The organism is Vibrio sp. ZF57, from assembly GCF_001691235.1.
Classification (GTDB): Bacteria; Pseudomonadota; Gammaproteobacteria; order Enterobacterales; family Vibrionaceae; genus Vibrio; species Vibrio crassostreae_C.
In genome coordinates this window covers 1-13,408 of sequence record NZ_MAKD01000116.1, presented here as the reverse complement: position 1 = coordinate 13,408, position 13,408 = coordinate 1, and the positions used below count along the sequence as shown (strand labels likewise).

General features: G+C 43.7%; 10 protein-coding genes. 2 read left to right on the top strand and 8 right to left on the bottom strand.

What is annotated here, in order from left to right:
- Nucleotides 1-167: 167 nt before the first annotated feature.
- Complete coding sequence (locus A6D97_RS17810) at nt 168-2,264, bottom strand: TonB-dependent siderophore receptor (protein ID WP_065584932.1); 2,097 nt, start codon at nt 2,262-2,264, stop codon at nt 168-170.
- 553 nt (nt 2,265-2,817) lie between these two features.
- Between A6D97_RS17810 and A6D97_RS17805 the strand changes: the two genes are divergently transcribed.
- Entirely contained in the window at nt 2,818-4,122 is a 1,305-nt protein-coding gene (locus A6D97_RS17805) for a dicarboxylate/amino acid:cation symporter (protein ID WP_017062553.1), read from the top strand.
- Between the two features lie 185 nt (nt 4,123-4,307).
- Here A6D97_RS17805 and A6D97_RS17800 read toward each other — a convergent pair whose 3' ends face one another.
- From A6D97_RS17800 to A6D97_RS17790, 3 genes are all read right to left on the bottom strand, one after another.
- Nucleotides 4,308-5,693 (bottom strand): sensor histidine kinase, encoded by a 1,386-nt coding sequence (locus tag A6D97_RS17800; RefSeq protein ID WP_065584931.1) that lies wholly within the window; start codon nt 5,691-5,693, stop codon nt 4,308-4,310.
- Nucleotides 5,690-6,355, bottom strand: a complete 666-nt coding sequence (locus tag A6D97_RS17795) for a response regulator transcription factor (protein ID WP_017062555.1) — start codon at nt 6,353-6,355, stop codon at nt 5,690-5,692. Before A6D97_RS17795 ends, A6D97_RS17800 begins: the two co-directional genes overlap by 4 nt.
- Nucleotides 6,356-6,435: 80 nt before the next feature.
- On the bottom strand, nt 6,436-6,909 hold the full coding sequence (locus tag A6D97_RS17790) for an NYN domain-containing protein (RefSeq protein WP_010429860.1): 474 nt from the start codon (nt 6,907-6,909) through the stop codon (nt 6,436-6,438).
- 323 nt (nt 6,910-7,232) lie between these two features.
- Between A6D97_RS17790 and A6D97_RS17785 the strand changes: the two genes are divergently transcribed.
- Nucleotides 7,233-7,730: a DUF4174 domain-containing protein gene (locus A6D97_RS17785; RefSeq protein WP_050546503.1), complete on the top strand. Its 498-nt coding sequence runs from the start codon at nt 7,233-7,235 to the stop codon at nt 7,728-7,730.
- Nucleotides 7,731-7,781: 51 nt separating this feature from the next.
- On the opposite strand, the gene cobA is transcribed toward A6D97_RS17785, so the two are convergent.
- From cobA to nirB, 4 genes are all read right to left on the bottom strand, one after another.
- Complete coding sequence (cobA, locus tag A6D97_RS17780) at nt 7,782-8,558, bottom strand: uroporphyrinogen-III C-methyltransferase (RefSeq protein WP_017069122.1); 777 nt, start codon at nt 8,556-8,558, stop codon at nt 7,782-7,784.
- Nucleotides 8,559-8,886: 328 nt separating this feature from the next.
- Nucleotides 8,887-9,702 (bottom strand): formate/nitrite transporter family protein, encoded by an 816-nt coding sequence (locus A6D97_RS17775; protein WP_017062558.1) that lies wholly within the window; start codon nt 9,700-9,702, stop codon nt 8,887-8,889.
- Nucleotides 9,703-9,825: 123 nt separating this feature from the next.
- On the bottom strand, nt 9,826-10,149 hold the full coding sequence (gene nirD, locus A6D97_RS17770; RefSeq protein WP_017062559.1) for a nitrite reductase small subunit NirD: 324 nt from the start codon (nt 10,147-10,149) through the stop codon (nt 9,826-9,828).
- A gap of 15 nt (nt 10,150-10,164) precedes the next feature.
- Nucleotides 10,165-12,738 carry a nitrite reductase large subunit NirB gene (gene nirB / locus A6D97_RS17765; RefSeq protein ID WP_017062560.1) on the bottom strand — a complete coding sequence of 858 codons (2,574 nt, stop codon included), beginning with the start codon at nt 12,736-12,738 and terminating at the stop codon, nt 10,165-10,167.
- Between the last annotated feature and the right edge of the window lie 670 nt (nt 12,739-13,408).

Sequence of the window (13,408 nt, the reverse complement as noted above, 5' to 3'; positions counted from 1 at the left end):
GGTCAAATACATTTTATTGATAAATACTATTATTGATAAGCACTCTCATTATCATTAAAAGTCACTCGCATTACTAGGGATATTTTACTGAATAGCAGAATCACGAAAGGAGAAAGCCGAAACTTTCCCCTTAGTATTTAGGCTAACAATAGTACCCTACTAACAAATTAGTATTTTACCTGTAAAGTCGCCATGTAGTTACGGCCTTCGCCGATTACTACGTCTTCAGCAAATTGGTGGTTTGAAGATGTTGAACCGCCACCCGCTAGGTATTCTTTATCAAATACGTTCTCGACTGTTAGACGCGCTACGAAATCAAGAGAATCGTCGTACTTAAGCGTGTATGCAGCACCCATATCTACACGTGCGTAGCCGTCTTTCTTGAGTGTGTTCGCGCTATCGCCGTAACGAGAACCTTCGTAGATAAGACCCAGGTTCACATCAACTTCGTTTGTTGCTGCATAGGTAGACCAAACGCTTGCTGCAAACTCAGGTACGTCTACTGGACGGTTACCTTCATACGTTTCATGGTTCGTGATTTCAGCATCTAAGTACATTGCAGAACCAGACATAGAGAATTTTTCGGAGATAAAGCCTTGCGCTGCTAACTCAGCACCACGGTGAACTTGTTCGCCACCTTGTGTCTTCGTCCAATCGCCTGATGAAGTGTCTTCTACATCCATTGAAATGTTTTCTTGGGTAATATCGAATACCGCACCAGAAACGAATAGACGTTCGTCCATCAGTTCCCACTTAGTACCGACTTCGTAAGACACGCCCGTTGCTGCGTCAAGAAGTTCGCCATCGTTGGTGTAGTTGCGGCTTCCGCTAGACACAACACCTTGTGGTTCGAAACTTTCAGAGTAAGAAGCGTAGATACTACCGTTTGATGCTGGGTGGTAAATCAGGCCAAGCTTAGGCGCTACATTTTCTTCTGCTACGCCATCACTTACTTTACGGTCGAAACGAGCACCCGCAAGAACTTGCCATTCATCATTAATAGTAATCAAATCTTGGATGTAGAAGCCCCAAGTATCGTAAGTACTCATCTTACCTAGCGATGTTGGACCCACTGACGGCGCTGGTACTGTTGCATCTGGTACGTATTCAGCGCTGCTGAAGCGATCCATACCACGGTAGTAGCTGTAACCTAACCAGTTAGCACCGAATAGTAATTGGTGTTCTGTGCCCGCAAGATCGGCGGTTGTCGTTAGATCTACGTAAGCCGTTCTAAAACGCCATTTGTCATGACGGTAGTTACCGCCTTGAGTAACGGTACCCGTACCGTCAGGGTTCATATTTGAAAAGCTTGGGTAGCTTTCCATATCGATACGTTCGAAATCTTGGTAGTTGAAACCTGTTTTCACTGACCATGTATCAGTTAGATTAGCAGCAATATCAAAACCAACGTTCTCAACATCATTCTCGATCTGTGACCACTGTGCATCCCAGATGTGCTTGTCGCTACCTACTCGGTTGCCGTCTAGCGTGTATAAAGCGCCAGAATCTACGCTACCTTCGTCGTTAGTTTTGTCGTAATGAACAGAAACTGTCACGTCTTCAGTTACATCGTAATCAACGAATACACCACCAACAAAACGTTCTGTTTGTGGTTCAGTTCCGTCACCATAAGTTCTCCAAGAGCCGTAGCTTTCTTTAGATAGAATCGCGCGACCACGTAGAGTTTCAGCGTCGTTCAAAGCGCCACTTACGTCTACCGTTGTACGAGAATGGTCATTAGAACCAATATCTTGGCTAACACTTACTTGCGTATCGTAAGTTGGCTTTTTGCTTACCATGTTGATCAAACCACCTGGTGCAGAAATACCGTAAAGAAGACCAGAAGGTCCTTTTAGTACTTCAACACGCTCTAGCAGTTCGATTGGTTGGCGGTAGTGAGACCAGTGTTGTTGGCCATTTTTCAGGAAGCCTGAAGAGCTCTCTACCGAGAAACCACGCAGAGAAAAACGCTCACGGTTACGACTAGTACCACCAGCACTTACACTCGCGTCATTCTTAAGAACGTCACCTAAGGTTGTTGCACGCTGTTCATCGATGATTTGCTCATCAATTACTGAAACTTGTCCCGGAGTCTCTAATTGAGTCGCCTCCATGCGCATTGCTGTTGTGTTCGTGTCGGCTTTGTAGCCGTAATCTCGACCTTCAACAACCATATGTTCATCTGTTTTTACTGTTTCTGCCAGTACTGCCGGTGAAGCTAGTACCGCGCCGATCACTAAAGCCAATGGGCTCTTTGAAAACATGTCCTTTACTCCGATTTATTCTTTTATTCGAACACTTTTTATTTTGTTGTGTCCGTTGTTGTCCCGTTTCCGGTACCACTGAGTCATTTCGGAGGTGAATATAAGTGATAATTATTACCATTTGCATTAAATTTACATTCTTTGCATTCGTAAAGTTTTGTAAAGCGCTTAGAAAGACTTTGTCCTCTCCACCAGAAATTGTCGTTCAACACATCATTTGATCCTCTGACTTAATGATTCATTCACAAATAAGTGCACAACACTTTATTACAAGGTTATTTGCTCCATCAATCCAACCCCAAAACCGATAAGAAAACCTTCTATCTTATTTACTACCTTTGAAACGATGTTTTTATGTATAAAAGCCTCGATAAATGTAAATAAATAGTGAATTATTTTGTTTTTATTTGTTTAATTTACACAATTATCAGTGATTTTGATCACATCTATAATTCCAAACTCATTTTTTGTTTTTCGAATTGATTATCCGACTGCTAATCTCCTGCTCACTTTGAAAAGGTATCAAAGTTATAAATAATAAGGAGTGTTCTAAATGAATACCAAGAAACCTATGTCTCTGACTGGTCGAGTAATCCTCGGTATGGTCGTAGGTATATTAACGGGATTCGCCATTCAATCCCTTTTTGCAGACAACGGATTTGTTAACAACTACATCGTTAACGGACTCTTTGAAGTGGGCGGACAAATCTTTGTCGCCAGTTTAAAAATGCTTGTTGTGCCTCTAGTCTTCGTTTCACTAGTGTGCGGTACAAGTTCTCTTAAAGACTTATCAACTCTTGGCCGTATGGGTGGCAAAACGCTTGCACTTTATATCGGTACTACTGCCGTTGCCATCACTCTAGCATTAACTATCGGTAACCTGTTCCAACCTGGAGCTGGTGCGGATCTTACTGCTGCGAGCTCTTTCAAATCAGCGGATGCCCCTTCTCTGGGCCAAGTAATCATCGACATGTTCCCAACCAACCCTATTCAGGCGATGGCTGAGGGCAAAACGTTACAAGTTATCGTATTTGCAGTGTTGTTTGGTATCGCAATCAGTGCAGCGGGCAAACCCGGTGAACGTATCGCTGCAGTTTTCTCTGATCTAAACGAAGTGATCATGAAGCTAGTTGCGCTACTAATGAACCTTGCTCCTTACGGCGTATTCTTCTTGATGGCGAAACTGTTCTCTGGCCTTGGCTTAGGTGCAATTTGGAACCTAGCAGAATACTTCTTAGTGCTTGCTGGTACCCTGCTGTTGCATGGCTTGGTGACTTACAGTGCGATGCTTAAAGGATTCACAGGTCTTAGTCCGATTACGTTCCTACGTAAGATGGAAGATGCAATCATGTTTGCATTCTCAACAGCATCTTCGAACGCAACAATTCCAGTAACTATGGAAACGGCTAAGAACCGTATGGGCGTAGACAACAAAGTCGCTTCTTTCACAGTACCACTAGGTGCAACTGTGAACATGGACGGCACTGCAATCATGCAAGGTGTTGCGACGGCGTTTATCGCGCAAGCGTACAACATCGACCTTTCAATGGGTGATTACCTAATGGTTATCCTAACGGCGACACTGGCGTCTGTTGGTACTGCAGGTGTCCCTGGTGTTGGTCTTGTTATGCTAGCGATGGTATTGAACCAAGTTGGTCTACCGCTTGAAGGTATTGCTCTAATCATGGGTGTTGACCGCCTTCTTGATATGATTCGTACCGCTGTAAACATCACAGGTGATAGTGCCGTATCTATCATCGTTGCTAAGTCTGAAGGCGCTCTAGACGAGTCTCGCTTCAACGACCCAGCAGCAGGTGAGAAAGAAGAAGAAGTTAAGCTAGCTCGCCAACAGGCATAATCTCGCTTATCTTATGCTCTTGTCTTCAAGCTCAGGCGTAATTAATGGCTACGCCTAGCCCATACCAAAGCGCATAAAGAAAAACGCCACTGCAGATGCAGTGGCGTTTTTTATTGGGTATCGCTTAAGTCATTACAACTGAGTTGGGTCAATTATCTATTTAGCGTTCTTCTCAATAAAGAAAGCTAATCACCGATTGGGAACATCAAGTTCACTCTCAGCCCCCCACCTTCTCTATTCTCAGCGTTTACATGTCCATTCATCACACCCATCGCTTCTTTAACAATCGCAAGGCCTAGACCGTAACCGCCAGACTGTTTGTCTCGGGCTGATTCTATTCGTGTAAACGGGTCGAATATACCTGCAATCTTGTTATGAGGAATGCCATCACCGTCATCTTCTACACATATGACACTGTAACGTTTATCTGTGACCTGTTCGTATGTCGTCACGACAACATGAGCGTTCTCACCCGCGTATTTAATGGCATTCCCGACCAAGTTACCAATCACTCGAAGCAGCAGCCTCTCATCAACGTTAACCATTGAGGTCGGTGTCTCTAGAGAGCCAATCAAAGTTTGATTCGGTTTTAAATCGTTTTGCATCTGCGCGATCAACATTGAACAATAGTGCTCAAGGTGCATTAAGCTTAACTTGGAATCATAGCGAGAGGTTTCTAAGCGGCTAAATTCAAGTATCTCACCCACCAGCTTATTCATCTCTTCTGTTTCATTTTCCATTCGTTCTAGCAAACCAATGCTTTTATCATCAACCTTGCTGCGCAGCAGGTGCAGAGCGAGGTTTTGCCTTGCTAATGGCGTTCTTAACTCGTGTGACACATCACGAATCAAACGACGTTGCTTTTCAGCCAGAGATTTAATTTCAAAGGTCATATGATCAAAATCGTGGGCAAGCTCGTTGAACTCCCGCGTGGTGGAATTTAGCTCCGACACCACACTAACAGTGAAGTCTCCTTGAGCCAGTCTGCGGCTCGCTTCTCTCAATCGATCCAACGGCTGCTGCAGGCTTTTGGCCATGATAATCGAGAACAGAGACAATACGACCAATGCAATCAATGCTTTAAGCATATAGGAATATGGCGCAAAAGATTTTGCGGGATGAAACTGGTGCGGTAGTTGGATAACCAGTGTTTTACCGTTATCCAGTGGTAGGCCGAAGATCGGCTTACTCACTCGATCACTAAGTTGGTGATCTAACGTTCTTAAGTATTTGAGCTTAAATTCAAAATGTGGGTGCATGTGACGATGTGTGATCGGACGATTGTCTTTATCAATTACGAACAGATAATACTGCTGAGCATTACCCCAGTCCGCGAGTTCATCCATGTCCCCTTCTTCGATCAACACATTCGCTTGGTAAGCAAGGTCGAGCATTTCCGCTTTTACCGATTCTGGGACTTTAAGCAGCGCTTTCATCAAGGCTCTTTCAGCGACACCTTGCAGGATCAAAATACTCACCAAAATGACGGTCAGGTAACTGAACAGTTGGAAAGTGAGTCCGTCTTTACGCTTAGCAATAAAATCAGGGCAACGCAGCAGTTTTTTACTCATGCTCCGACCGACTCTAGGTAACTGTAACCTTTACCACGAACGGTTTTTATATGTTGTTTAGACAAACCTGCCTGAACGAGCTTTCTACGTATATTGCTGATATGCATATCTAAATTACGATCGAAGGGACACAATTCTTTCTTGAGTACATGGATTTGCAGATCAGATTTTGAGACGACAATACCGTCATTTTTGACCAAATAATCAAGCAAGTCTTTTTCAGTGCCAGTTAATGGCAAACGAGAGAGTTGTTCACACAAGCCGTGATTAGAGGAAGCTAAAGATTGTCTTTGGCGTTCAAAACCCACTCGGCGCAAGATCACCTTAATACGGGTTAAGAGTTCAGGAACATTGAAAGGTTTAGCGATGTACTGGTCGGCGCCTGCTTGGTAGCCATCGAGCATTGAGGCATCGTCGTTAAGCGCGGTTAGCATAAGAATGGGAGTAGCAAAACGCTGACAAATACGTCTTGCTACTTGAATGCCGCTTAGGTTCGGAAGCATTACATCGAGTAGAACCAAATCGACAGGGTGAGATTGAATAAACTCAAGCGCGGATTCACCGCAATGAACAGTATCAACGTGATACCCCTCATTTTCTAACACTTCACCCAGTAATTCACACAACTGAATATCATCATCAACAACTAAAACGCGAGACATTACACATACCGATAAATAAGAACTGTTTGCATTCTAATTATCGTTATTATTGATTTCAATTATAAAGTGCCCGATTTCCTCTATAGAAGAAAATCTTTTTCAATCGGTACAAATTTTGATGCAGAATCGATAAGATTTTGAGCAGTTAACCCGGGAACACCATACACTTCAACAGGCTTGCCAAAGCGCTCTTTGATTCGCTCTACAAGGATTTCGAAATCACCGTCTCCTGATACCAAAACAATCGTATCAACCGTCTCAGCAAGTTCTATCGCGTCTAACGCAATACCCACATCCCAATCGCCTTTTGCACTGCCATCTCGACGCTGAATAAACGGCTTTAACTTCACATTAAAGCCCACACCACGAAGGATATGATGAAATTGACGCTGCTTTGGATCTTGGCTTGAGATTGCGTAAGCATTAGCTGCAATAACGTTACGCCCTTCCGTGGCAACATACCAAAACTGGTTATAGTCGAAGTTAGAACGGTATTTGTCGCGCGTCGTGTAGTAAACGTTCTGAACGTCGACCAAAATTGCTATGTTTTCCATAAATTCATACCTTTAGATTTTCCGTATACCCTATTCTATTCAATTGTAAAATGCGAGTCGCTTTACTCAATAAAAATGAACCTGCCAGCTATCGTTAACGTAAATCTAATATCTTTAGCGTAAAGCTAAGTGTCTTTACGTAATCCTAACTATGCTTATTGTAAGTGGATTTGTTTTGAGCGTTTCTTAGGTGGTTCTGATCTTCACCTTCTTCTTTACGTAGCGTTCAAATCGTACTCAGGCTTAGAGTTTTTAAAGGGAGGTTGGCAATGCTGCACCGACAAACACACAATTCGATCGTAAGCATCGACACAACCAAAGCGATGCAAACTTTAAATCAACCATCAAACTCTGGTAGCTGGTTTAGTTTGCTTAAACTACTGACCATCAGCACGGTAATAATCATGAGCTTAACCATCAATTCAGTACTCGCCTACCCCGCTTATTCTCACTCAAAGCCTTTGCCACACCGCAGTGTGATTTATTTCGCTCCAAAGGAAGATTCAATCGTTAAAGAGTTTCTGAATGAAGTGTTGCTCAATAACTGTCAATTGGACGAACGAGATGTCGTCATTATGGTTATTGCTGAGAGTGGTTACACAGTCCCAACTTGGTTAGAAGAAGAGTTTAACTTAGAAGCAGTCACCAGTATTTACGAGATCCCGAAAGGATCACATACCGCTGTTTTGATTGGTAAAGACGGGAAAGAGAAGCACCGATGGAGTGGCAAAACAGATTGGAAACAGATCACCAATATCATTGACGAAATGCCGATGCGCCAACAAGAAATGCAGCGACAAGGCAGCCGCTGCAGTATTTGATTCTTGATGGACTCAGTAGTGGCTTAGAGATCCAATTAGAAGGTCAAACGATCAAGCTTGTTTGTTAAACCAAGCAAGTTTTTCATGGAGCTGAGCCACGCTGCCTACAACAATCAGCGCTGGGCTCTTTGCGACGCTCGCAAGGTCAGCTAAATCACGTAACCCACCTCTAAACACCTTTTGTTCTTGGCGTGTACCGTTTTCGATGATCGCAACTGGCATGTCAGCTCGCATACCATTATCGAGTAGATTCTTCTGAATGTTCGGACTCTCTTTCAAGCCCATGTAAAACACGATGGTATGGTTGTGCTGAGCAAGAGATTGCCAGTCAATATCTTCGCCATCTTTCTTCAAGTGACCTGTAATAAACTGCACGCTTTGTGCATGATCACGGTGCGTCAACGGAATGCCCGCATAAGCCGTTGCTCCGGCAGCAGCTGTGATGCCCGGAATCACTTCAAATCTCACGTCATTCTCAGCTAACGTTTCACACTCTTCACCACCACGACCAAAGATAAACGAGTCACCACCTTTTAGACGCACTACGTGTTTGTTCTCTTGAGCTTTGGTCACTAATAGTTGGTTGATCTGATCTTGCGGTACGCAGTGATGATCGAGCTTTTTGCCCACATACAACATTTCTGCTTCTGGATTAGCCATCTCCAAAATATCTTTTGATACCAAACGGTCATAAACCAACACGTCTGCTTGTTGAATCACTCGTGCCGCTTTTAACGTAAGTAAGTCTGGGTCGCCCGGACCTGCACCTACTAATGAAACAAATCCTGTGTTTCCTGTTTTAACATTCGATGGCGATACTTCTGACATGCTTTGCTCCGAAAGTTAGCTTGTTATATTTCAAGCTTAATTCTGTATGACGATTCATCGTTGTATGAATCACCAATATCCCTACTTCTTAGACTATCAGTTGTTGCCATAAAACTTTACGATTAATTCTAATCAAGATAGAAGTTTATATAACAAAACAATCTATTACGTTGGAAAACCCTGACATTTTCACCATCATCAAGCACACATTGCTCGCCTTAGGTGCACGGTTATCAAAGTAGAGAGTGTTAAGATCAAAAAAGCCCCAAATCAACAGCTTGGGGCTTAACACACATTATTAGTTGCTCATTAACCTAGAACTATCTAATTACTTAGCGCCTAGAGAAGGAGCTGTTTTAGCATGAGTTAGGTATAGAGGAACACACGTCATTAATAGACCACCAACGATGTTACCTAGGATTGTTGGGATAAGGTTGAAGTTCAACCATGTCGCGATACCAAAATCAGCGCCAAGAATCATACCTAGTGGGAATAGGAACATGTTTACTACTGTGTGCTCAAATACGAGTGCGAAGAAGATGAAGATTGGGAACCACATCATTGCTACACGGCCAGATACTGTGCGTGCAGTCATGTTGCCAATCACACCTAGACATACCATAAGGTTACAGAAGATACCGCGTACGAAACACGTGATCCATCCGTCCATACCCATGTTTTCAAAACCTAGGCTACGACCTGTAGAAACAGCAATGAACTTTTGAGCAACAGCGTTTGGTTCTAAAGAGAAGTTACCCGTTAGTGATACTGCAACAAGGAAAGCAACAATCAAAGAACCGATAAGGTTACCAAGACCAACAATACCCCAACAACGTAGGATACGACCCCAAGTAATACCTGGGCGGTTGTCGAATTTCGCTAAAGGTGCAAGGCCGAATACGCCAGTTACTAGGTCATAACCCATTACACTTAGAATGACGAAGCCAACTGGGAACACAAGTGCGCCAACAAGGCCAATACCGGTTTGAACCATTGCTGTAATAGCAACAACAACCGCTAGAGAAAGGATGATACCAGCCATAGTGCTTCGAATCAGAAGATCGCGAGTACTTGTTTTCGTTTTCGCTTCACCCACATCAATCATCGTTTGAACGAATTCAGCTGGTTTGTAATCAGGAGACATAAGGTTGTCCTTAAAAAGTTTAAATTAAAAGTTAAAATTGGATAGGAAAAGGCTCTAGTTGCCGAGTTAAGGCAATATCGAGAACTAGAACCCTTGAACTATCAAATCTTACTCATCCGAAGATTAAGCAGAGATTTCTACAGCGCCTTTGGCAACACGAGCTTTGTACGCTTTCACGTTGAAGTTCTCGTCTTCCATGCACACACCTGTTGCTAGGTTAAAGCGTTGCTTCTTAAGTGGGCTTGCTACCCAAAGCTCTTCTTTGTGCTCAACAATCAAGCCACGTGATAACACGTTTGACTGGAAGTAAGGGTCTGTGTTGCTAATCGCGAATACTTCTTCAGCCTCAGTTGGGCGGAAGATAGCCACTTGCTCACCACTAACCAACGCACAAACACCTGTACCTGGGATAATGTCTTCGATCTTACAAACTTTGGTAAATGCCATGATGTCGTCTCCCAATTAAACAGATTCTACGTGAATGATGTCGCCCTGATGCTTTGAAGTAATGGCTTCAGGGTGTTTCTCAGTGAATGTCGCAGGACGGTGTTGTTCACGACCATCTTCAACAAACACAACGTTATCATCGCGGTCATCAGCATTGATGAAGTGTGCAAAGCGCTTAAGTTGAGCTTCGTCGTTGATTGTATCTGTCCATTCACAAGCGAAGTTATCAACTAGGCCAGCAATGTCAGTTTCAAGTTGGTCATTGATACCAAGCTTGTTGTCTACAATCACTTCACGTAGGTAATCAACACCACCTTCTAGGTTGTCCATCCATACCGAAGTACGTTGTAGTGGCGCAGCCGTGCGGATGTAGAACATCATGAAACGGTCGATGTACTTGATTAGCGTTTCTTGGTCTAGGTCGCTTGCCAGTAAGTCTGCGTGGCGAGGCTTCATACCACCGTTACCACATACATACATGTTCCAGCCTGCGTCAGTTGCGATGATACCTAAGTCTTTACCTTGAGCTTCAGCACACTCACGAGTACATCCAGACACACCAAACTTCATCTTATGAGGAGTACGAATGCCTTTGTAACGGTTCTCGATCATCACGCCTAGGCCAACTGAATCTTGAACGCCGTAGCGACACCAAGTAGAACCTACACATGTCTTAGCCATACGAAGTGCTTTTGCGTAAGCTTGACCCGTTTCGTAACCCGCAGCGATTAACTTCTTCCAGATAGCTGGTAAGTCATCTTTCTGAGCACCGAACAGGCCGATACGTTGTGCACCAGTGATCTTGGTGTACAGGTTGTATTCTGCAGCAACATCAGCAAGTACGCTTAGTGCTTGAGGTGTTACTTCACCACCCGCCATACGAGGGATTACAGAGTAAGTACCGTCTTTTTGCATGTTACCTAGGAAGTTGTCGTTGGTATCGTGCAGCTTCACTAATTCAGGCTTAAGGATGTGTTCACCCCAGCAAGAAGCAAGGATAGAACCTGCTAGAGGCTTACATACTTCACAGCCGTAGCCTTTACCGTATTTCTCTAATAGCTCATCGAACGTTTTGATTTCTTCGATGCGAATTAGGTGGAAAAGCTCTTGGCGAGAGTATGCAAAGTGCTCACACACGTCGTTCTTCACTTCAACACCAGCTTTAGCAAGTTCAGCGTTTAGTACTGAAGTCACTAGTGGAATACAACCACCACAACCAGTACCTGCGCCTGTTACTGCTTTGATATCACCGATTGTGTGGTGACCTTCAGCAACCGCTTGAGCGATCTTGCCTTTAGTCACATCGAAACAAGAACAGATAACAGCAGACTCAGGAAGAGAATCCGCGCCAAGTGTTGGCTTTTCAGCACCAGCATGAGCAGGAAGAATCAATGCATCTGGGTGTTCTGGTAGGTCGATTTCGTTCAGCATAAGCTGTAGAAGATCACCGTAGTCAGACGTGTCACCAACCATTACTGCACCAAGCAGCTTCTTGTTGTCTTCAGAAACGATTAGACGCTTGTAAACTTCTTGTTCTTCGTTTTGGTAAACGTAGCTCTTACAGCCAGGAGTACGACCGTTCGCATCGCCGATAGAGCCTACTTTCACGCCCAAAAGCTTAAGCTTCGCAGACATGTCAGCACCTTCAAATGTGCTTTCGTTACCAACAACGTGGTCAACCGCTACCGTTGCCATTTTGTAACCAGGAGCCACTAGGCCGTAGAACGTTTGGTTCCAAGACGCACACTCACCGATTGCGTAGATGTCTTTGTCTGTCGTTTGACAGTGATCATTAATCTCGATACCGCCACGTGGTGCAATACCCAGCCCCATTTGACGAGCAAGTTTGTCTTGTGGGCGAATACCAGCAGAGAATACGATGAAATCAGTTTCTAGCTCAGTACCGTCTGCAAAGCGCATTACGTTACGAGCTTCAGTGCCTTCAGGAGCAATCTCAAGCGTGTTCTTACTTGTATGTACGTTAACGCCCATACGTTCGATTTTTTGACGAAGTTGGTTACCACCCGCTTGGTCAAGCTGCTCAGCCATTAGCTTTGGAGCAAACTCAACAACGTGCGTGGTTACACCAAGAGCTTTTAGTGCGCCTGCAGCTTCAAGACCAAGCAAACCACCACCAACAACCACACCAGATTTAGAATTCTTAGCGGTTGCTTCGATAGCTTTCAAGTCTTCGATTGTGCGGTAAACGAAACAGTCTTTACCTTCGTTACCTTTGATTGGCGGAACGAATGGGTATGAACCTGTAGCAAGGATTAGCTTGTCGTATTGAATTTCACGACCAGTACTTGAGTAAACTGTTTTCTTTTCACGGTTAACGTTAATAGCACGCTCACCGATCAGCATGTTGATGCCGTGTTTCTCGTAGAAGCCTTCTTTAACTAAAGAAAGTTCGTCCGCAGTATGGTGTGAAAAGTAAGAAGAAAGGTGTACACGATCATAGGCTACGCGAGGCTCTTCACAGAAGACTGTGATGTCCATGTTAGCAACGTCTGTCTTCTCGACTAAATCTTCGATATAGCGATGGCCGACCATCCCGTTACCGATTACGACTAGCTTCATCTTGCTCATAAGAATTCCTGAAGGTTATATATTTCTTAACTGAGCGAATAATGAATTATGAAAGAAAATGAAAATATGATGTAAATCAATTACGAAATCGAACTACCCTAAAGGGGTAGGACAAAAGAGGTAGATCTGCTGATTTATCATACGAAGCAAACGAATAACCGTAGGTTTAATAAGGTTTAGCGGGGTTTTATATACACTTTCGTGCAGTAGATAAGATGTTGTAAAGTTTCACAATAGGTTAGCAGTAACACAAGTAAATGACAATCATTTTCATTTGTGGTCATAATAAGTGTAATAACTCATGAAAGCGTTACAGGATCATGAGCAACTATGTATAAATATGAAGAATTTAATGACGCAAAAGACAGTCGCCCTTTTCCATTCCCCACTCATTCCACTCACAAACGGCGCAATTGGTTAACAGATGCTGTTGGTTGTTTAGCAAATGATAGGTTTACATAAGGAAAAGACCGGCACAAAAGTGATCTGATATAGCTTGTTCCTAGTGGTGCTACTGATTAGAGAGCATACGTGGAAGTTTGAACATAGCATGAGGGTTTAGAATTTCAGATAGCAAAAAGGCCAGCATTTCTGCTGGCCTTTCAACTTTGAATAGTGGAGGCGCCTCCCGGAGTCGAACCGAGGTCCACGGATTTGCAATCCGCTGCAT

What these genes read in the sequence shown, in the direction of transcription:
- A6D97_RS17795 (WP_017062555.1), bottom strand. Translation starts at nt 6,355, where the DNA reads ATGTCTCGCGTTTTAGTTGTTGATGATGATATTCAGTTGTGTGAATTA.
- A6D97_RS17790 (WP_010429860.1), bottom strand. Translation starts at nt 6,909, where the DNA reads ATGGAAAACATAGCAATTTTGGTCGACGTTCAGAACGTTTACTACACG.
- cobA (WP_017069122.1), bottom strand. Translation starts at nt 8,558, where the DNA reads ATGTCAGAAGTATCGCCATCGAATGTTAAAACAGGAAACACAGGATTT.
- A6D97_RS17810 (WP_065584932.1), bottom strand. Translation starts at nt 2,264, where the DNA reads ATGTTTTCAAAGAGCCCATTGGCTTTAGTGATCGGCGCGGTACTAGCT.
- A6D97_RS17775 (WP_017062558.1), bottom strand. Translation starts at nt 9,702, where the DNA reads ATGTCTCCTGATTACAAACCAGCTGAATTCGTTCAAACGATGATTGAT.
- A6D97_RS17800 (WP_065584931.1), bottom strand. Translation starts at nt 5,693, where the DNA reads ATGAGTAAAAAACTGCTGCGTTGCCCTGATTTTATTGCTAAGCGTAAA.
- A6D97_RS17805 (WP_017062553.1), top strand. Translation starts at nt 2,818, where the DNA reads ATGAATACCAAGAAACCTATGTCTCTGACTGGTCGAGTAATCCTCGGT.
- nirD (WP_017062559.1), bottom strand. Translation starts at nt 10,149, where the DNA reads ATGGCATTTACCAAAGTTTGTAAGATCGAAGACATTATCCCAGGTACA.
- A6D97_RS17785 (WP_050546503.1), top strand. Translation starts at nt 7,233, where the DNA reads ATGCAAACTTTAAATCAACCATCAAACTCTGGTAGCTGGTTTAGTTTG.
- nirB (WP_017062560.1), bottom strand. Translation starts at nt 12,738, where the DNA reads ATGAGCAAGATGAAGCTAGTCGTAATCGGTAACGGGATGGTCGGCCAT.